Below are 19,619 nucleotides of genomic sequence, written 5' to 3' on the forward strand. Positions count from 1 at the left end.
ATCTGCCCCGTCATACCCGACCATTGGATCGCGATCATGACCGTTGAGCTGACCGCGACCTTCGAGCAGACATCCGGAAGCGAAATCAGCCAGACGTCGGACGGGGTGGTCGTCTACCAGCCGGAACGCGAGCGGGTTCACTACCTCAATCCCACGGCCTCCCTGGTCTATGATCTCTGCCGTGAAACCCAATCCGTCGCGGCGATCGCCGCCTATCTGCAGGATGCGTTTTCCCTGCTCGAGCCGCCTCACGACGAGGTCAGGCTGTGCATTGAGCAGCTGGCGACGGAAGGCCTGATCAGCCGGTGCTGAGCGTCATGTTCCGCACCTTCAGGCGGGACGTTCACGTCCACTGTCCGGACCAGGGCGCCGCGGACCAGCTGGCCTTTATCGGATGCAACGCAGAGATCGAAGGGCCCGCTCGCGAGCGGCTGGATTTGCACATCGAGGCGGTCCACGGATTTCTCAGGCTTGAGAGGTCGAATGGCGCGGCCGTGGAGGGCTCGGCGGTGGTCATCCTGGACGAACTCTACCGTCTGCGGTTCGAGATGGTGCGGGCCGAATGCCCGGGCGGCCTGTTTCTTCGCGCCGGGACGGTGACGACAGACGCCGGCCACATCCTGTTTGTCGGCGAGGGCGGGGCCGGCGTGTCCACGCTGCTGCTTCATCTCGCCGACCGGGGCTGGCCGGTGACCGGCGACGATCAGGTGATCGTCGAGGGGCGGGGCGCGCGGCCGTTTCCCAATGGCCTGCGGGTTCGCCCCGGCGCCCTGAGCTGCCTGTCGCCGCGCGCCGCGGACATCGTGCGGGACTCACCGCGCATACCGGGCTGGTTCGACCAGCCGACCTACGCGATCGCGCCGTCGGCGTTCGGGCGACCCTGGACGATCGGATCGCGACCGCTTCTTCACGTGATCCTGCTGGAAGGCAATCATGGTGGAAGATCCCGACTGCGATCGCTCGACCGAACAATTGCAATGGAAGAGATCTTCAAAGATCTGCTTTTGCCTGCCGAAGGGCGCGCGCGGTCTCTGGCGGCGTTCAATGCTCTGATGTCTTCGGCCGACTGTTGGCGATTGTCGGTTGGCCGCCTTGACGATGCCGAACGCTTACTCCAAGGATTAGCGGGTATTGATGACCAGCTTGGGTCATCGGAGGTGTGGCATGCCGGTTGATGACGAGACCAAGGGTGTGAATCGCCGCCTCCTGCTGATGTCCGCCTGGACCGTCCCCGTGGTGGCGTCTTTCGCCCTTGGCGGCGTGGCAAGCGCCGGGGAGAAGATCTGGGGCGGCACCATGAACTCGTCAGTTGGCGCGGGTGCGATGGCCAGGACGCCGAACGGCTCCCTGGGCTCCCCCGCCAAGACGGCCACCCCCAAACCCAAGTAGCGCTGTTGCGTCGATGCGCCGACCGGAGGGTTGCCGGTTGATGGACGCCTCAAGGGAAGACGTCGCGCCTGGCCGTGTCAGCGCCGCGATGATCGTTCGCAACGAAGAGGCGTTCCTCGACGATTGTCTGCGATCGATCGTCGATGAAGTTGATGAGATCGTCATCGTCGACACCGGCTCCGTCGATCAGACCCGGGAGATCGCGGCGCGCTACGGGGCCCGGCTCATCGAGCGGCCCTGGACTGACGATTTCAGCGCGGCGCGCAACTGCGCGCTCGACCACGCCACCGGGGACTGGATCCTCTACATCGATGCCGACGAGCGGCTGGCGGTTCCATCTCGGGGCGCCTTGAGAGCGGCAATTGGTGATCCCGAGGCCGTGGCGTTTCGGGTGCTGTTTCAGCCGCAGGTCAACTACACGCCCTATCGCGAGATACGGCTGTTCCGCCGGGACGACAGGATCCGGTTCCGCGGCGTGATCCACGAGACCGTGCACCCCGATCTGGAGAGCGTGGCCCGGTTTGACGGGCTGTCGATCGGCTGGGCGGACATTCGCCTGAACCACGTGGGGTATGAGGGCGACCTGACCCCCAAGCATCATCGCAATCTGCCCCTGCTGGAAGCGGCCGTCAGGGTGACGCCGGAACGGGTCTTCCTGTGGATCGACATGGCTCAGGCGCTCGCCGGGCTGGGGCGACGGCCGGAAGCCGTACGCGCCTGCTGGACGGCTCTCAGGGCCGCCGCGGCGCTGCCGGATGAAAAGCAGAACAGCGACGCGGCCCTGGCCTGGCAATGGCTGGTGACCCTGCATCTGCACGCGAACCCTCTCCGGGCCGTCGCCCTGGCGCGTCGCGGCCTGAGCGCCCACCCTGAACACCATGCCCTGCGGCTCATGCTGGCCAATGCCCTGTTCGCCGCCGGCGAAGCCGCGCCGATTCCAGATCTTCTGGATCCCCTAATCGCCATCGACGGGGAGACGTTCGAGGATCCCCTGGTGGCCTATGACAAGCGCATCTTCGGCGAATGGGCGCATGACTTGATGGGCGCGGCCTGCGCCCGTCTGGGGCGCCGCGCCGAGGCGGGCGAGGCGTTCCGCCGGGCCGCGATCCTGGCGCCGGACAGCCTCGCGTACCGGACCAAAGCGGCGGCATTCTCCTAACGGTCTGCCGGCGGCGCCGCCGCCACGATCAGGGGGTGGCTAAACCCTGTTATCTGATAACGTGATCGTCCGGGGTTGTTTCAGGGAGTGCAATAAAGATGAAGGTGTCCGCTTCAGTAGCGTTGGCTATGGTCGTCGCGCTGACATGCCTCCCCGCCCAGGCGGCGCCCGCTCCCCCGGTGGCGAGCGCGCCCGTTGGTCTGAAGAGGACCATCGCCGTAGAGAGCTTCGGCGGGGCGGAGGTGTTCGGCGGCCTCGTGGCCGGAGACGGACTTTCAGCGCTGCTGACCGATCTGCTGGTGGCGGACGGTCGCTTCGTGGTAGTTGAGCGCAGCGCGCTCGCCGGCATTCAATCCGAACAGCAGCTGGGGCAGAGCGGTTCGACGACCAGCGAAACCGCCGCCGGATCGGGCAAGTTGATCGGCGCCAGCTATCTGATCCGCGGCGCGGTGACCGCCTACAACCCCAACGCCGGCGGCGGAGGCGTACGCATGGGCGGCATACCCGGCGGCTCGGCCCTGGGCCTGGGCGCCGGCATGCAGGGCCGCAAGACCACGGTGACTGTGTCCCTGCGGCTGATCGACACCACGACGGGCCAGGTGGTCGCTACCACCAGCGGCGATGGCGTCGCCAAGACCACCGAAATGGACGCCGGCCTGGTTGACCTCAACAACGGCGCGACGCTTGGCCTGACCCGGCTCAAGGGCACTGCGATGGGCAAGGCGGCTGAGGACGCCATGCGCAAGGCGCTGGCCAAGATCGTCCTGGACACCCAGCGATCACCCTGGACGGGGCTGGTGGTCGATGTGCGCAGCGACACTGTAATCCTCAACGCCGGCGCCGACCAGAACGTCACCGCCGGCATGACATTTGGCGTCTATCGCCGCGGCGAGACGCTCACTGACCCTGGCACCGGCGAGGTGCTGGATGTCGACATCCAGCGCCTTGGATCGGTTCAGGTGGAAACGGTCCGGGAAAAGGTCTCGATCGCCCGGATCGTCGAGGGGCAATCACCGCAACGCGGCGACCTTCTCAAGGCGGAATAGATCGGGTTTGGGGGAAGTATCATGAAGCTGCATCTGGCCACGGCGCTTGGCGCACTGTTGCTCTGCCTCGCCGGCCCTGCGCTGGGTCAGCTTCCCAAGGGCCCGATTGATCCGTTTCCCGGACCCGGCCCTCACAAGGTCATTGATCTGTCGATCAACAAGCGCGCCACCGGCCCCGTCGTCGCGGGCCAGACCGCGACCTTCGTGCTGGATGTGACCAACAGCGGCAACGCCGCCGTCAACAGCGGGATGGGCATCCAGGTCATTGATCCCTTGCCCAACGGCTTCAGCGGTCCGATGACCGGCTTCGGCTCCGGCTGGTCCTGCGGCCAGGTCGGCGGAAGCCTGATCTGCAACTGGGTTGGCGGGACCATCCTCGCCGGCGCGCCGTTTCCGCCGATCACCATGACCGCGGTGGCAGGCAACCGCGAGGGCTACGAACAGTGCGCCCGGGTCCGGATCTCCAAGGTCCAGGACATGCGCCCGGGCAACGACAACGATTGCGTCACCGGACGGGTCGAAAGGCCCCAAGGCGGCCGTTACGACGTGCGGATCCGCAAGGACGGTCCCGCGACCGTCGTCCTCGGCCAGATCGCCACCTTCACGATCCAGGTCACCAATCAGGGGCCCTCACCCGTGGGCGGGACCATCGGCCTGACGGTGACCGACTCCGTGCCGGCCAACTTCACCAACGTCGCGGCCACCGGTGTCGGCTGGAACTGCATCCTCGCCGGTTCACAGCCCACCCAGGTGACCTGCACCTATGTCGGCGCCCCGGTGAACGCCACCCTGCAGTTCCCGGTCATCACCATCACCGGCAAGGTCGAGAAGGGCGGACCCTATCTCAACTGCGCCGAGGCGGACTTCCGCAAGGCCGAGGACGGCAATCCGCGCGACAACAGGGACTGCGCCGAAGGCCGCGTGACGGAAGGCGGCAAGGGCTACGACGTCGGCATCCGCAAGACCTACACGCCCTCGCCGGGGACGGGTCAGCCGGCGACCTTCACCCTCAATCCGTTCAACAACGGCCCTTCCGCGGTGTCCGCCGCCAGCGGCGTCCAGGTCACCGACACCCTGCCGGCGAACTTCCAGCCCAACATAACCGCCAGCGGAACGAACTGGAACTGCTCCGTCGCCGGCGGTGGCCCATGGACCGTCATCTGCGGCTACACCGGCCCATCCGTCGGAACGGGGCCGCTGCCGCCGATCCAGATCCAGGCCATGCCCGGCGAACCGGGCAAGTTCACCAATTGCGCCGAAATAGGCTTCGATAGAGAAACTGATCGCAATCCGCGCGACAACCGCGGCTGCGTGGACGGCGAGGTTTCGCGGCCGACGGGCGGCAAGCCGGACATCGACATCTCCAAGACGGCCCTTGAGCAACCCTGGTCATGGCCGGCGGGGACCGGCGTCTATCGGTTCAAGATCTCCAACATCGGCGACGCCGCCGTGCCGGCCGGACACACGGTCACGCTGACCGAGACCATGCCAGCGGGGATGGTGCTGATCTCGATGCCCAACGCCTGGAGCTGTACGCCAGGGGCGGGGACCGCGGGACCGGCGACCATTACCTGCACCTATGTCCTGACCGCCGCGCTCAACCCCGGGGCCTTCATCCAGTTCGACATGACCGTCGGGTTCAACGGCAAGAAGGAACCGCGCTACCAGAATTGCGCCTCCGTCGCGGTCGCCGGCAAGACCGGGGCGTGGCGCGAGATCAACATGGCCAACAACCGCGACTGCGAACCGACCGAGGTTAGCGGCGGCAACAGCTATTTCAACATCGGCATCGACAAGACCGGACCCTCGGCCCTGACCGTCGGCCAGACGGGGACCTACACCCTGACGGTGACCAACGCGTCCACCACGCCGCTGGACCTCACCACCTATACGCCGCCGCCCTATGTGACGGTCTACACGCCCGTGATCACGGTCACCGACACCCTGCCGGGGATCTTTAACCCGCCGGTGACGGTCAGCGGCGGCCCGAACTGGAACTGCACGGCCACGGGTCTGGCGATCAGCTGCACCTACATCGGCGGCGGCATTATCCCGTCGGGCGCGCTCCTGCCGCCGATCACGGTGAGCGCCACGGTCGGCAAGACCGGCATGACGCAGAATTGTGCCGTGGCCAGTCTCGGCGGCGGCTGGTTCATCGTCGACATCGCCGCGGCGAACAACACCGACTGCGTGCCCGTGGTGGTCCGCGATCCGGTGCAACCGCCGAGCCTTCAGATCAACAAGACCGTGCTCGACGACTGTTTCCAGAACGGCAACGGCAATGACATTCGGTGCACCTTCCGCATCACCGTGACCAACACGGGCGGCAGCGCCTGGACGGGCCCGGTGCAGTTCACCGACACCATCCAGCCGCAGGGCGCCAGCAACACCGTCCTGGTGGGCGGCCAGCCCGCCGGCTGGACCTGCTCGGGCAGTCAGCCGATGGTCTGCAACACCAACGCGCCCGTCACCATCGCCGGCGGCGGCAGCGTCTCGGCCGACTTCACTGTCGACATCATGTCGCCAATCATTCCCACCCAGAACTGCGTCAGCCTGGTCTCGCCGATCGCCCTGGGGCCGGTCTGCGTGCCTTTGGGCAACTCACCGCCGCCGCCGCCGCTCTTCCTCGAGAAGGTGGTTGATCAGGATTGCACGGGTTCGACGCCGTTCACCGCCTGCAAGTTCTCGATCCGGGTCTTCAACTACACTTCGACGCCCTACACCGGGCCGCTGACCCTGAGCGACACGATCTTCGGGCCGTCGGGACCGCTGGGCGGCGGCGTCAGTCTCGCCTCGCCCCTGCCGCCCGGCTGGACCTGCACCGGCGCGCAGCCGGCGCTCTGCAGCATCGCCAACATCACCGTTCCGGCGATGGGGAACCTCCTCGTCCCGCTGAACATGACCGTGAGCAGCGCGATCCCGCCGACCAACAACTGTGTGACCCTGACCGTTCCGCCGAACGGGACCGCCTGCGTCAACATGGGCTCGACCCACTTCGACCTGGGCCTGGACAGCAATCTGCTGCCGGCGCCCAACTCGGGAAACCAGAAGGAGTTCAGCTTCTGGGTTTCCAGCAGCCCGACGGTGATCAACGGCTCGGTGCTGGTCTTCAATGGTTCGGTGACGACCAGCGGGACCCTGTCGCCGATGCTGGTCAGCCCGACCGGCTGGTCCTGTAGCGGACCGTGGACCGGCTTTGTCTGCAGCAGGACGGTGACAACGGGCGCGTTCTCGGGCGCGCTGATCCCCCTGCGCCTGCGGACTACCTATCCGCCCGGGGACGTGGGCCTGCCGGTGACCTTCACCGGTCAGATCCAGATGAACGGCAACGGCGACCCGGTCACCTCGAACAACAGCCGGACAGTCACCACGACCCTTCCTTGAGCCACCCCTGAGGAGTCTGAGCATGGCGACGCAAATTTCCGACCGCGACCGGACGTTCAGGGGACGACGGTTCCTCGCCCCGGCCGCCGCGATTCTGGTCGGTCTGGCCTCGGCGGCGCCGCCCTCCGGCGTGGCCGCCCAGGCCTCGAACAACCCGATCGTCCAGGTCATCTGCGTGGTGAACGGCGGAACGGCGCAGACGGTGCGCGTGACCTATCCGGCCATGGCGGTGAAGAACCTGCATGTCTTCACGCCGATCTCCGGTGGTTCGAACGTCGTCATCTACCCGTCCGGCGCGGCCAATCAAGTTTACAGCCTGGTGGTGCCGGCCGGCAGCTACAAGATGAAGTACGCGACCCAAACGAGCTACGGCGGCTATCCGCCCGGCCTCAACACCTACAACCCCGTCATCGTCATCCCACCGTTCAAGATCGTCGGGCGAATCTGCGAGCGCAGCCAGGCCGTCGGAACACCGTCGTCGTGACAGAGGATAGAGCCATGCTGAAGTTTTATGGGGTGATCCTGGCCTTCGCGGCTTCGAGCCTGATCGGTGTCTCGGCGCCGGTGGCCCGGGTCTCGCCGGGTAAGACCGGGCCCGACTGCGCTGCCGTGTTCCGCGCCAACCAGACAACGATCGAGACCCTCGCCGGTCAGGGGAACACCACCGACATCCAGGCCATCTTCGTCAGAGCCGGTTGCCCCGCGCCCTCCGTCGGTCTGCCGTCCGCGCAGCAGCGCGCGCCCAGTGCGACGAGCGTCAAGATCAAGTGCCGGTTCAAGCTGCTGCCGCCCTCACTGATCTGCACCTTCTGAACCGGGCGATCCTGCGGAACTCCACGATCACGCCTAGCCAGCAACACGATCGGCCGCTGGAACGCGCCTGCCTTCTTTGCTTGACCCAGCAGCATGGGACAATGTCTCGATGCGCTTCTGAATCAGTGCCACCTTCAACTATCAGCACTGCCTAAATCGTCGATCAGCCTTCACGAGCGGCCCAACCAACCCGTTAGGGCGACGTCGCGACTTGGGTCGAATGCCGCCTCGTTCCAATCGCCAAGGTCGCCGGGCGGCAGCTCGACCCAGGCCTTCAGGCCGGCCCGGACCAGTTTGGCGCGCAAGTGCTCAGCCGAAGCCTCACCATCCTTGCCGCGATCCGCAGCGATCAGCACCGAGCGCACGCCGGGCGGCGCGACCCAGCTTCGCAGGTTGCGGGTCGACATCAGCGACCAGGCCGGAAGCGAGAACCGTTCACCGGCCGAGAGCGTGGTGAACACCCCCTCGGCGACCAGCATCTCCGGCGCCGCCTCATCGATCCGAACCGCTGCCCCGGCGGGTACGGCGCCGACCGTCTTGCGGTTCAGACGCAGGTCCGCCGCCCGATGGGCATTGGGCGCGAGATAGGTCAGCTCGACGGCGGTGAAGAGCCCCATGGCATCGCTGACACCCACCAGGAGGGCGGGGCGATGATGGCGGCTCTCCGCGGCATAGGCCGAGACCGGCGCATGGCCGCAATGGCGAAGCACCTGCGGTCCTGGCAGGGCGCGCGTGATCGCCCGCAGCTGGCAATGGCGTTCGGAAGGGGTGTTCGGCACGGCCTTTCCAGCCTCCCAGATCCGCCGGGCGGCGTTCAGGCGCTCGATCGTCGTGCCGGTGTTCCCGGCCGCCGAGGCGCGGCGCGATTGGCTAAGGGTGGTCGGGGCGTTGTGAGCGTCCACCAGGCCCTCGCCGCGCAGGTGATCGAGCACCGCGCGCCAGTCGCCATCCCCGAAGGTGTGGACGATGATCCGCCCCTCCTTCAGCAGCAGCGAGACGGATCGGTCGGCGGCGCTGTGGCCCGGCGCCGGAATATTCGCCCTCTGGCCGCGATCGTAGAGATCGCCGCCCAGGGCCTGGACGATGGGTCTCAAGGACATGGCGACCTCCCGGGACTGCCTGACCAAAGTTCACCCACCCCAGGCCTGCCTCCACCCTTTCCGTCCGCGGCCGCCGGCCGCTCGGAATCTGACCCCGGGGGCGTTGCGGGGGCAGCCCCCGCTGGTGGGGGTAGGGGCAGGCCGCAACGCCTGCGACTTAAGGGGGAGGGCGCTCCCCCACCAAATCCAGAGACGCCAATCACTCGCTGAACCCGAGATCCCTCTCGGCATCGCAACTCGCAGGCCTGAAATTGACGGGATAGCCCGGGAAATGGCGGCGCAAAATCGTCACAGGCGGCGATCAGGAGGGCGACAGCCATGTGCTTTTATAGCAAGATAAGCCCATCATGAGTTTGGGGCATCCCGTGATGAACACTGATCAGATCGCGGGGGACGAGGGCCGGAGCGAAGAAGCTTGGGTCATCGGCGCGAACCCTGAGCTGGCCATCCGGGCCCGCAATGTCTCGATGTATCTTGAGCGCGGCGGCTCCCTCAAAGAGGTCCGGCTGACCGAGAGCGAACACGGCGACTGGAGCGTCTGGCTGCGCCTGGCCGGACGCACCGGAGAATACCGGCTCGCCAAGTTCAAGTCCGACGCCCCCAAGCTCTATCGCGACGTCAGCCTGGCGGTCGCCGCCTGCCGCGACGATTTCGGCTATTTCGGGCCGATCATTCTGTCGACCGACCGTCATCCAGGCGACGTTTCCGGATAGGCTCTCAACGGTGCCTAGCCATCCACATTATTCGTCATAATTGATGATTTGACGTGGAGTCTGCTTTTTAACTCGGCAAATTTGCCTAGTTTTCTGAAACCAGACAACTCTTTAATCTTGACGAACTATCATCGCTGGGTGATGTAATTCCGCAAAGGCGACGACTTATGCGATTTACACCCCTACTGACGGATGATGCACTCCTTGTGGAACTCGGCGCCGGTTTGGAGCGGGCGCGACTGGAGCGCAACCTGACCCAGGCGCAGGTCGCCAAGCAAGCCGGGGTCTCCAAGAGCACCCTCGAACGGCTGGAAGGGGGCGCCTCCAGCCAGCTTACCAATCTGATCCGGGTTCTGCGGGCCCTCGATCTTCTGGAGGGGCTCAACCAGCTTCTGCCAGAAACGCCAATCAGTCCAATTGAACAGCTGAAGCTGCGCGGCAAGACCCGCCAGCGCGCCTCCACCCCCAGAACCGAGCGTGCGGGCAAGACGGCTCCCTGGCGCTGGGGTGATCGGACATGAGCACCCTGGCCCAGGTCAATTTGTGGGGCAGCCGGATTGGCGCCGTATCCCTTGCGGACGGCGCCGCCGATGCGGTCTTCGAGTACGATCCCGCCTTTGTCGGTAGCGGCATTGAACTCTCACCCCTCAAGATGCCGCTCGGTCGCCAAATCTACAGCTTCCCGGGCCTTGCTCACCGTTCGTTTCATGGACTGCCCGGGTTGCTGGCCGACTCATTGCCGGACAAGTACGGCAACGCCTTGATCGACGCCTGGCTGGCGACCCAGGGGCGGACGCCCGAAAGCTTCAACGCCGTCGAACGGCTTTGCTACACAGGCGAGCGGGGCATGGGCGCGCTGGAGTTTTCACCCGTTCTCGGCCCAACGCCTCAACGCGCCACCAAGATCGCGATCGACGCGCTGGTCGAGCTTGCCTCCGAAGTCCTGACCCATCGCAACACCCTGGCCACGTCGTTCGCCGACGCCTCCAAAGCCAATGCTTTGAAAGAAATCCTGCGCGTCGGCACCTCCGCGGCCGGAGCGCGGGCCAAGGCGGTCATCGCCTGGAATCCCCAGACCAACGAAGTCCGTTCCGGCCAGATCTCCGCCGGCGACGGCTTTGATTACTGGCTGCTGAAGTTCGATGGCGTCGAGGGCAACAAGGACAAGGAGCTGGCGGACCCGAAGGGCTACGGCACGGTGGAGTTTGCCTATGCGCAAATGGCCCGGGCCGCAGGCATCACGGTCAGCGAATGCCGGCTGCTGGAGGAGGGAGGACGGCGCCACTTCATGACCCGGCGCTTCGATCGCCTACCGGGCGGCGACAAGCTGCACATGCAGTCACTGGCGGCTCTGGCCCACTTCGATTTCAACGATCCGCTCAGTTATTCCTATGAGCAGGCTCTGCTGGTCATCCGCCAGCTCGGCCTGACGATGGATGAGACCGAGGAACAGTTTCGGCGGATGGCGTTCAACATCGTCGCCCGCAACCAGGATGACCATGTCAAAAACATCGCCTTCCTGATGGACCGCGCCGGCGGCTGGAGCCTGTCGCCAGCCTTTGACATCACTTGGAGCTACAACCCCGACGGGGCCTGGACCTCGAAGCACCAGATGTCGATGAACGGCAAGCGAGACGGCTTCACGCGCGAGGATTTCCGGGCCTGCGCCAAAACGGCGGGCCTGAAGCGCGGCCGCGCCGAGCTGATCCTCGACGAGGTCATGGCCGCCGTCCTGCGTTGGCGAGATTTCGCCGATGCGGCGCAGGTCGCTCCAACCTGGCGCAATGACATCGCCAGCACGCTACGCACGGAAATTCCCGCCTCCTGACGCCTGGGGCCGGAGGACTAACCGCCTTCGGTCGGAGCAGGACCTGCGCCTGTCAGGCGCCGAACGGCCGGCTCATTCGAGGCGGCCTTCAACAGGCCGTCCCAGCTGTCCGGCGGAGCGCCCTTGTCCAACATCCCCCGGAAGACAGCATAGGCGTCGGTCTTGGCGCCATAGGTTCGCAAGGTCGTCTCGTCGTTGACCCAAGCGTAGACGATGATCCTGCTTTTGGAGTCGTAGCGGAAGAACAGGCGAAACCGGCCGCCGCCGAACTTTGCGCGAAACCAGTGCTTCCTATCCGCGCCCAGGGTCGTGCCCTGGCGATATTCGGCGCGGGCGGGATCTTCGGGAATGACCTCGAAGATCAGGCGCCGCAGCGCCGCCAGCAGCTTGGCATTCGCCCCGGATTGATAGTTCTCGGGCTTCCTGGCCCTCTCCCGCTCGACCGCCGCCACCAGTTTGTCGAGCTGATCGAGAAGGAGCGGGTGGGCAAACAGGTCCCAGCCTTGGACAGCGACCATCGGTTAGAGCGCGACCTCACCCTCAATGGGGGCATTGAGATCGATTTCCAATCCAGCGGTCAGGGCCTCGATCCGGCCCCGCAGGTCCGACGAGATCGACTGAACCCGCTCCGGATGGGTGCGAATATCGGTCGCCAGGAACTCCAGAAAAGCGCCCAGCGCCGGGTCATCCGCCGCCTCGACGCGGTGAAGACTCACACCGTGCTCGTCGATCCGGTAGGCGATCTTGCCCCCATAGTCGGCCCCGAGCGCCTGACGGACCGCTTTGGGTATGGTGGTCTGACCTTTGGCTGTGATGGTGGCGACCTTCTCAATGCTCGGCATGGCAAAGACTCCTCAACCAGAATGTAAGGGAAAATCCTTACATTCACAAGTGGCGAGATCGGTCACGGCCGGCCAGCCCAGACTTTTCGGGGATCCAGTTCGTCCGCAATGAAGCGCCGCAGTCGATCATCCCGGTCTGCGTCATCAAGGGCCTGGTCTTCGAGCGCCATCGAATGGCTGATTGCCGCGAGCTCCCTGTGGGCGACTGCCCGAGCAGCCATCTCATAGCTCCGCTCAAGCGGCTGCCGTGGAACGAACACGTAGACCAGTTCACAATCGAGCGCCTCTGCCAGACGCCTCAGGCTAGCCAGCTGGATCGTGCCCTCCTGTTCGGACCGTTCGAGCTTCTGGACGGTCGACTGGGAGACACCCAAACGCCGGCCAAGCTGCCCACCGGTCATGCCGAAGGCCTCACGGATAGCCCGAATCCAGCCCCGTGGTGGTCGCCTGGTATTGAGTGCCCGATAGGGGGCCAGCACGCGGTCCAGAGAGCGGCGGGCCTCGGCTGCAGTTTTGGAACGGTCCATAACATGGCCTATAGGCTGTTTTAGCCGGCTATGAAAACACCCTGTGGGCCATATACCATTCGCTGAAACGCCGCGGCTCATCGTTTGCGCACCGTCAGCACCACCTGGTCAACGAAGACGCCGACGGCTTCGGCGGCCAGCTTGATGGCCTCGATATAGTCGCGCTTGATCCGGTCGGCAGCGATGCCGGTCGGGGTCGAAAGCGTGATCACCCCGTCGCTGATGCCGTGGAATCCGACGCGGTTGAACCAGCTCCCGTGGGCGCCGTCTTTGATCAGTCGACGCAGCTCGGCGTTGATCTCCGGCCAAGGCGCCTCATCGGCGCCTGGAGCGAACATCAGGGGCAATGGCGCCGGTTTCGGGACCGGGACGGGCGTCGGGATCTGGTCGGCCGGCGGGATCTCCCCCTTCACCCGCATGATCCGGGCGAGGTTCAGCCGCAGATCGGGCGCGCCCTGGGCGGTTCGGGTGACCATCCAGCCGAAGTATTTGCAAGGGCTCTGGATGGCCGGATCTTCCAGCGCGATGGCCAGCATCGCGATCACTCGTGGCCCGTGGCGGGCCCAACCCCAGCCGACCGACAGGGCGTTGTTGCGTTCGATTTCAGGAAGCCAGGTTTCCGCCGCCGCGGCGATGCGGGCGACATCGGCAGGCCCTGCGCTGGCGGGGTCGGCGAGGATATGATCCCCCACCAGCGCGGCCAGTCTCGGACAGACCTGGACGGCGGCCCTGAGCTCCTGGCGCACCATTTCCGCCGCTGCGGAGGGTGCGGATTGTGCGCCACCCAAGCCGCTTGCTCCCTTCGGAGAGCAAATGGCGCTGGACGTGCCGTCGCTGTGGTGTTGGCCCGAGGATCCGTTGCGTTTGCTGCTTGCGGGAGGCGGAGCCGGACGCGCGAAGGATGAACTTCGCGGCGTAGGCGCGTCCTTATCCTGTACAGAGGAACTGTCGTTCTTATGGGACTGTTCTAGGCGCCGGGATATAGGCGCCTGGGCGGCATATCTCTGCGCAAACACCACTGGCTCAAGGTACTGGGCTCGGCGAGCTTGCGCCGCCTCGCGAAACGCGGCGTCAGCGGTTTCCATTTCGTCCAGGCGCGCCACGAGTGGGGCCAGGTCATAGGCTTCGACGCCGGCGGGGCGGTTAGCACGATTGTAGTCACGGACCATGTAGCCGGCCGCCTCCAGGCCGCGCCGGTTGGCCCGCGCCGTGCTCTCGCTACAGCCGAGGTAGTCGGCGATCAGCGCCGTGCTCGGCCACACGCAGGCGACGTCCTTCTCCAGGCGGTCCTGATTGAGGTGCTCGACATAGAGCAGCAGGGTCATCCGCTGCTGGATGGTGAGCGTAGGCGTGCCCTTCAGCACGGCCGCGGCGATGCGCGCGATGCTTTCGCCCGGGCTCCAACGCCAGGCGCGGGCCTGCTCGCAGACCGCGTCGAAGTTGGGGGCTCGCTTGGCGAATCCTGGTCGCCAGTCGTCCTCGGATAATGCGCTTTGCATGTCGTCCCTTCGTGCTGGGACGAGGCCGTTTCGACGGTTCGAAACCGGCAGGCAGAAGACAACAGGTCTCCCATTCGGGCCTTGACGACGCAAAAAGCGCCTTCTAGGTTGGTCCCGATCAACAAGCCGCTCTGACACGGCATCCTGCGATTTCCGAAAGCCTCCAGCTCCAACTGGGGGCTTTCGCCGTTTTGGGGTCTCGTCTAGGTCAAGGTGAAGTCCTCATGGGCGACCAGGCGCGCGCAGAAGATCTGGCGCGCGACTCAGTCGGGCTCAGCGTTCAGTGAGTCTGGGCGAAGCTGAAGGCTTGGAATTGCACCATTTCGACCAAAAAGGGCCGATTCGGGCGGTTGACGGATATTCAGAAACGAGTCCCTGACGACCGACTCAGGGATCTACCGCTTGTGGTCGGAGGACTTCACAGGGCCAGCCGTGGTAGGTCGGCGCCGCCGATCGGCGCGGGGCCAACGCTACGACGCCCCACTCGGCGGGTTGGCCTTGCGCCACGCCTGGAAGCCTCGATCCGCCTCCATGAAGGTCGACAGGATGTGGGGCACGAGCTGTTCGAGCGCGATGTCCTGGGCGTTGCTCTGGGCGTAGGCGCGCTGATAGTCGACCAGGTCGACGGCGAGCTTGCCGCGCAGCCGCAGGCGCAGGTCCGTCACCTTCTCCTCGAGGTCGATCTTAGCCAAGGACAGGGTAGGCTTGACGGGTCGCGTCATGGGCGTCTCCTTTGATGGACTGAAGGAAGCGGTTGATCGCCGCGAAGGCGAAGTCCGTCAGCTTGAGATTGAGGCCGTCGGTGTGCCGGCGAATGCGCAGGCAGAGCGGCCGGGACAGGCGCACCGAAACCCGGTCCTTGGCCCCGCGAACGGCGGGGAAAGCGATCTCGACGCCGCTCTCCAGCGCCTCCACCAACTCTCGAAACGCGCGCTCATAAATGAGCCGCACACAGCCACGAGGATTCTTACGCGTATTCAGTCGTTCGGCGGCCGACACCATGTCCTGGTGCAGGCCCTCGGACAGGAACAGCCCGAGCTTCTCTGCGGTCTGGGTCACTGGAACTCTCTCTTACTGGTAGGGGGCGAGGATCATGTCCTTGTTGACGATGACCTGGAGGGGCCAGCCAGCGCGCACGGTGATCGTGGCCTGGCGGTTCAGATCACGCTCAGTAATCCTTTGACCGACCTGCTGGGCCTGGTTGGAGACGCCGCTGGCGGCGCTGCTGACCACCAAGCCGCCGGAGCTTCGGTCGCCGGCGTCCTGGGCGGACGCCGCGCCGATGCTGAAAATCGTTGAAAGCAGGATGCCGCGCGCCAGCTCGCCAAAATGCCCGTCCGTGCGGTCGCGAAGGCCGCTGGCGCCGGCCAGGTCGGTCCCGGTCATCGAGCCGATATTGATCGACCGGCCGTCGGGCATGACGATCCGGTTCCAGGCGATCAACGCCCGCTGCTGACCGTAGGCGACCTGGCTGTCGTACTGACCGATCAGCCGGGCGCCCTGCGGGATCAGCACGACGCGCCCGGTGACGTGATCGTAAACCGGACGAGTCACCTGGGCGATGACCTCGCCCGGGAGATCGGAGTTGATCGCGGTGATGAGAGCGGCCGAGATCAGGGTTCCCGCCTTCACCTCCCATGGACTGAGCGGCGGCAGCAGCGGGTTGGCCAGGTAGTCTTCGGATTGGGAGCCGGCCAGAAACTGGCGCTTGGCGCCCTGGCCATTCTGCGGTTGCACCTCCGCCGACCGCTCGACCGGCGGTGCGGCCCGGCCGGCGAGCCCCGCCAACCCCGCCGCGGGCGCGGCCACATCCCTATCGGCCACCTGCACCGGCTGTCCGCCGAAGAAGGGACCGGCCGCGCGCGCCGCCCGGGCCTGATCGCGAGCTTCCTGAACGGCGGGGTCCACCGGCGGCGCAGGGGGCGCGGCAGCGACGCCGGCCGCCGGCTGTCCCGCCATGTCCGCGCTGGGCGGGGGCAGGGTGGCCATGCCCGGCGCGGAGGCCTGCAGGCCCGGATCGCCGTACCCCTGCGCGAAGCGGTTGGCGATCTCGGGACGCTGCGGCGTCTGAGTATCGGCCGCCGCTTGCGGATCCTGGTCCTTGGCCGCCCGCGTGTGGGACCCGCCAAAGCCGAGATAGAATCCCAAGGCCACGACGCTGGCCAGCGCGGCGGAGCCGGCCAGCAGGTATTTGCGATTCCACCGGGTCACCGGCGGACGGGGACCAGTCAGCACGCTGGCCGGTGAGGCCTTGCGCTCCGGCGCAACCATCGGTCCAACGCCCTCGGAGGGCGGGTCGGGGGGCAGATGGCTCATATCAGCGCGCCCCGCCGGTGCGGGATATCCGCACCACGATCTGGCGTCCCTCGCCGAGCCGCAGTTCCGCGACATCGATCATCCGGTCGACGACGTAGTAGCCGTTGGCGAACCGGTAGTTGACCAGCTCGGCCTGCTTGTTCGGGCCGATCAGGAAGAGCGGCGGGGCCTCTGTGGCCGCGAGGTCGGCGGGGAACTGGATGTAGGTCTTCAGGCCATCATCAAAGACCCGCAGGGGCTGCCAGCGGGGACCGCGCCGGGCTCCGATCGGTTGGATCCGATAGGCGAAGTTCAGGCGGTCGATGGCGATGCTGCTGGCCACGACCGCCTGGTCGGCCGCCGCGCGAGCCGCCTGCGCGTCGCGCATCTCTTCCTGCGGATAATTCCAGCTGATCACGCTCGTATAGGTCTCGCCCTCATGGCTGACCGCTTCGAGCAGATAGGACCGCTGGTCCGTCGTCAGGATGATGTTGGTCCGCAGGCCGCCGCGGATTGGCTTGACGAAGACGATCACCTGCTGTCCCGCCCCGGCGCCCTGGACTGTTTCGCCGAGCACCCATCGCACCGTGTCGCCGGCCGCCTTGGAGATCAGCTTCTCACCAGGCCGAAGGGTGATCGCGGTCAGAAACCGCGGGCTGGTGTGGACCACATAGAGCCGTCCCGGCTCGAAGTCGTAGTAGAGCGCGGCGTTGAGGTATGCGCCGGCCGAGGGCAACGACCGCGCATCGTCATTGCCCGCCTGGACGGTCCGCAGCACCGGCGAAGCAGGGACCGCGCGGCGCACAGGCCGACGGCGAGGCGGCGGAACCGAAACGGCCGTGGCGGCTGCTCGTGGCGGCGCAACTACCACGGTCAAGGCGCGCGGCGGCGCGGACGGCGGAACGGCCCGCGCAGGCATCGGCTGAATCTGGGCCGAGACGTTGGAACTGCCCGCGAGAGCGAGCCCAATGACGAGGCTGGTGGCGCCGCAGGCCCGGAGGAATGTGTGTGTCATGACTAAAGCTCCCGGCTCCACTGAAACGAGGTGATGTAGATGCCGAGGGGGTTGGCCCGGAGTTCGGCCTCGTTTTTCGGCGCGTTGATCTTGGCGGTGAACAGGCCCGTCCAGTTCTCGGTGGCGCGGGTGGCGCCCTGGTCGAAAGTCGTCTCCCGCCATTGCACCTGGTAGGTGTTGGGGCTGCGGGCGAGGACGGAGACGATCTCGACGCTGACCGCCTGAGCCCCGGCGTTGGCGAAGGGGTCGTGGGTCTTGGCGTAGTCGTTGAGCTGACCGATGGCGGAGCCCGCCACGAACCGATAGGCGGCCGTCCAGTTGTCGCGGATGACGATCGCATCGATGCTTTTGGAGCGGGTCCGCGTCACCCAGTCGGCCAGGAAGTAGCCGGTCTCCGCCGTCGATGGCTTGTAGCTTTGCCCGGCGACCTCGATGCGACCCGGCCTGCCGTACTTGTCGATCGGAACCACGAAGGTAGCGATGTTGGTGTTGCTGGCCTGGTAGATGAACCCGCCAAGCGACAGGGCCGCCAGACCCAGCGAGCAGAAGGCGGCGAGCCGCCAGTTCTTCGCCTGCGCGACGGCCGAGCCGATGCGATTATCCCACTCCTGCGCGGCGCGCTGATAGGGGCTCTCGACCGGTGCGGAGCTGCCGTAACGATCTTGCGGTCTCCTGAAGGCGTTCAACATGGCGGTTCTCCAGGGGCTCTAGGACTTGGGTTCATCGTCGGGACGGATCGGCGAGGCCGACATCCCGGGGCTATTCGAGTCGCCGCTGGCGGCCGCGGTCGCGGCGCTGGTGCGCGCCGCCGAGCCCAAACCGCCCCGGCGGGTCCGGGCTCGCGCGACGATCGGCGACGTAGAATCGCCGTCGCCGGCGGGGGCTTCCGGCCTGGATGCCGACGGGCCGCCCGAATCCGGCGGGGGCGCGCTGCGGCTGGCAGAGGCCGGACTAGGAGTGGGCGCCGGCCCTTGGCTGGGAGACGGGCTCGGGCCGCCGCCGCCGCCGCCGCCGCCGCCGCCAGGGGCTCCTCCACTTGACGACAGGCCGCCAGACGCAGCCCGCGCTGCGGCCACCTTGGCGCCGCCCGCCGCCGCGCCTTGCGCGATTGCGCCGCCCGCCATTCGAGCCGCGAGGCCGACGCCGGCGACACCGGCAGCGACACCCGCCGCGCCCATCAGGGCGCTGCCGGCGTTGAGCTGCGGGCCGCCACTGATCAGCGCGCCGGCGATGGCGGGGATCTTCAGCGCCAGCATCACCATGACGACGGCCCCAAGGAGCAGCCCGACGTCCTCGTTGATGTCAGGAGCGGCCGAGACCGTGTAGCTGTCGAATACCGTGGTGCCGAGACTGACCACGATGGCCAGCGCCATGAGCTTGATACCAACCGAGATGACGTAGCCGATCGCGCGTTCGCTCATGAACGAGGTCTGGGTAAGCACGCCGAACGGCACCGTCACGAAGGCGATCAGGGTAACGATGTGGAACTCGATGATCGTCACCACGATCTCGATGGCGAGGATGACGAAGGCGATCAAAATTCCAATGGCAGCGACCAAAGCCATCAAGACAACGTCGATATGGGCAAAGAACTCGATCGGTCCCGGAGCCACCTCTTTGACGTAGAGCATGAGGCCCTTGACCACCTCGATGCCCGAAATCACGATCTTGGAGGGTGAGGTCGTGAAGTCCGCCAAGCTCATCGCTCCGCCACCTGCCTTCAGACCGAGCGCGGCAAAGCCGTTGACGACCGTCTTTGTCAGGCTCGCCCACTGGGTGACCAGGAAGGCGAAGAAGCCCACGAGGAGCACCTTGCGGACGAGCGAGGCTAATACGTTCTGGTTTTCATCGATCGCCCAAAGCAGCGCCGTGATGGTGATGCTGATGACGACGAGCGCCGCCAGCGTTCCAGCCACATCGCCTTGGATCAGCCCAAAGCCTGCATCCACCTGGCTGCGGAAGCGGTTCAGAAAGTCGTCGAGTACTGCGGGGTCGGCGGTCGCCATCAT

Annotated in this window: 22 protein-coding genes; 11 read left to right on the forward strand and 11 right to left on the reverse strand. The window is 66.2% G+C overall.

The annotated features are described in order from the left end of the window. Positions 1–36 precede the first annotated feature (36 nt). The 8 genes from ACODSL_RS18690 to ACODSL_RS18725 all read left to right on the forward strand — a co-directional run bounded on the left by ACODSL_RS18690 (position 37) and on the right by ACODSL_RS18725 (position 7,791). The gene (locus ACODSL_RS18690) at positions 37–312 is read left to right on the forward strand and encodes a PqqD family protein (RefSeq protein ID WP_488902246.1); all 276 of its coding nucleotides are present in this window, start codon (positions 37–39) and stop codon (positions 310–312) included. A 5-nt stretch (positions 313–317) separates the two neighbouring features. Beyond that, positions 318–1,175, forward strand: a complete 858-nt coding sequence (locus ACODSL_RS18695) for a hypothetical protein (protein WP_488902247.1) — start codon at positions 318–320, stop codon at positions 1,173–1,175. Further along, complete coding sequence (locus ACODSL_RS18700; RefSeq protein WP_488902248.1) at positions 1,165–1,389, forward strand: hypothetical protein; 225 nt, start codon at positions 1,165–1,167, stop codon at positions 1,387–1,389. The genes ACODSL_RS18695 and ACODSL_RS18700 overlap by 11 nt, the downstream gene beginning before the upstream one ends. Positions 1,390–1,429: 40 nt before the next feature. Next, positions 1,430–2,548 (forward strand): glycosyltransferase family 2 protein, encoded by a 1,119-nt coding sequence (locus tag ACODSL_RS18705; protein WP_488902249.1) that lies wholly within the window; start codon positions 1,430–1,432, stop codon positions 2,546–2,548. A 128-nt stretch (positions 2,549–2,676) separates the two neighbouring features. Next, positions 2,677–3,594: a CsgG/HfaB family protein gene (locus tag ACODSL_RS18710; protein WP_488902250.1), complete on the forward strand. Its 918-nt coding sequence runs from the start codon at positions 2,677–2,679 to the stop codon at positions 3,592–3,594. A 21-nt stretch (positions 3,595–3,615) separates the two neighbouring features. Beyond that, positions 3,616–6,978, forward strand: a complete 3,363-nt coding sequence (locus tag ACODSL_RS18715; protein WP_488902251.1) for a hypothetical protein — start codon at positions 3,616–3,618, stop codon at positions 6,976–6,978. 22 nt (positions 6,979–7,000) lie between these two features. Next, positions 7,001–7,462: a hypothetical protein gene (locus ACODSL_RS18720; RefSeq protein ID WP_488902252.1), complete on the forward strand. Its 462-nt coding sequence runs from the start codon at positions 7,001–7,003 to the stop codon at positions 7,460–7,462. Between the two features lie 14 nt (positions 7,463–7,476). Next, on the forward strand, positions 7,477–7,791 hold the full coding sequence (locus tag ACODSL_RS18725; RefSeq protein WP_488902253.1) for a hypothetical protein: 315 nt from the start codon (positions 7,477–7,479) through the stop codon (positions 7,789–7,791). Between the two features lie 170 nt (positions 7,792–7,961). Here the strand turns inward: ACODSL_RS18725 and ACODSL_RS18730 are convergent, their stop codons facing one another. Next, complete coding sequence (locus ACODSL_RS18730; RefSeq protein WP_488902254.1) at positions 7,962–8,891, reverse strand: DUF7146 domain-containing protein; 930 nt, start codon at positions 8,889–8,891, stop codon at positions 7,962–7,964. Between the two features lie 368 nt (positions 8,892–9,259). Between ACODSL_RS18730 and ACODSL_RS18735 the strand changes: the two genes are divergently transcribed. From ACODSL_RS18735 to ACODSL_RS18745, 3 genes are all read left to right on the forward strand, one after another. Continuing rightward, positions 9,260–9,604: a hypothetical protein gene (locus ACODSL_RS18735; RefSeq protein ID WP_488902255.1), complete on the forward strand. Its 345-nt coding sequence runs from the start codon at positions 9,260–9,262 to the stop codon at positions 9,602–9,604. Positions 9,605–9,810: 206 nt separating this feature from the next. After that, entirely contained in the window at positions 9,811–10,125 is a 315-nt protein-coding gene (locus tag ACODSL_RS18740; protein ID WP_488902256.1) for a helix-turn-helix domain-containing protein, read from the forward strand. Continuing rightward, on the forward strand, positions 10,122–11,432 hold the full coding sequence (locus tag ACODSL_RS18745; RefSeq protein ID WP_488902257.1) for a type II toxin-antitoxin system HipA family toxin: 1,311 nt from the start codon (positions 10,122–10,124) through the stop codon (positions 11,430–11,432). Before ACODSL_RS18740 ends, ACODSL_RS18745 begins: the two co-directional genes overlap by 4 nt. Positions 11,433–11,449: 17 nt before the next feature. Here ACODSL_RS18745 and ACODSL_RS18750 read toward each other — a convergent pair whose 3' ends face one another. The 10 genes from ACODSL_RS18750 to trbL all read right to left on the reverse strand — a co-directional run bounded on the left by ACODSL_RS18750 (position 11,450) and on the right by trbL (position 19,616). Continuing rightward, on the reverse strand, positions 11,450–11,950 hold the full coding sequence (locus tag ACODSL_RS18750; protein WP_488902258.1) for a type II toxin-antitoxin system YhaV family toxin: 501 nt from the start codon (positions 11,948–11,950) through the stop codon (positions 11,450–11,452). A 3-nt stretch (positions 11,951–11,953) separates the two neighbouring features. Then, positions 11,954–12,274: a type II toxin-antitoxin system PrlF family antitoxin gene (locus tag ACODSL_RS18755; protein WP_488902259.1), complete on the reverse strand. Its 321-nt coding sequence runs from the start codon at positions 12,272–12,274 to the stop codon at positions 11,954–11,956. Positions 12,275–12,336: 62 nt separating this feature from the next. Beyond that, positions 12,337–12,801 carry a mobile mystery protein A gene (locus ACODSL_RS18760; protein ID WP_488902260.1) on the reverse strand — a complete coding sequence of 155 codons (465 nt, stop codon included), beginning with the start codon at positions 12,799–12,801 and terminating at the stop codon, positions 12,337–12,339. Between the two features lie 77 nt (positions 12,802–12,878). Then, positions 12,879–14,393: a DnaA N-terminal domain-containing protein gene (locus ACODSL_RS18765; protein WP_488902261.1), complete on the reverse strand. Its 1,515-nt coding sequence runs from the start codon at positions 14,391–14,393 to the stop codon at positions 12,879–12,881. Between the two features lie 377 nt (positions 14,394–14,770). Then, positions 14,771–15,022, reverse strand: coding sequence for a DUF2274 domain-containing protein (locus ACODSL_RS18770; protein WP_488902262.1), 252 nt, complete (start codon positions 15,020–15,022; stop codon positions 14,771–14,773). Continuing rightward, positions 14,985–15,359, reverse strand: coding sequence for a hypothetical protein (locus ACODSL_RS18775; RefSeq protein ID WP_488902263.1), 375 nt, complete (start codon positions 15,357–15,359; stop codon positions 14,985–14,987). The genes ACODSL_RS18770 and ACODSL_RS18775 overlap by 38 nt, the downstream gene beginning before the upstream one ends. A 12-nt stretch (positions 15,360–15,371) precedes the next feature. After that, on the reverse strand, positions 15,372–16,616 hold the full coding sequence (locus ACODSL_RS18780; RefSeq protein ID WP_488902264.1) for a TraB/TrbI/VirB10 family type IV secretion system protein: 1,245 nt from the start codon (positions 16,614–16,616) through the stop codon (positions 15,372–15,374). A 1-nt stretch (position 16,617) separates the two neighbouring features. Next, positions 16,618–17,610, reverse strand: a complete 993-nt coding sequence (gene trbG, locus ACODSL_RS18785; RefSeq protein ID WP_488902265.1) for a P-type conjugative transfer protein TrbG — start codon at positions 17,608–17,610, stop codon at positions 16,618–16,620. Positions 17,611–17,612: 2 nt separating this feature from the next. Continuing rightward, complete coding sequence (gene trbF / locus ACODSL_RS18790; RefSeq protein ID WP_488902266.1) at positions 17,613–18,299, reverse strand: conjugal transfer protein TrbF; 687 nt, start codon at positions 18,297–18,299, stop codon at positions 17,613–17,615. Between the two features lie 18 nt (positions 18,300–18,317). After that, on the reverse strand, positions 18,318–19,616 hold the full coding sequence (gene trbL, locus ACODSL_RS18795) for a P-type conjugative transfer protein TrbL (RefSeq protein WP_488902267.1): 1,299 nt from the start codon (positions 19,614–19,616) through the stop codon (positions 18,318–18,320). Positions 19,617–19,619 lie beyond the last annotated feature (3 nt).

This window comes from Caulobacter sp. FG121 (assembly GCF_057809815.1).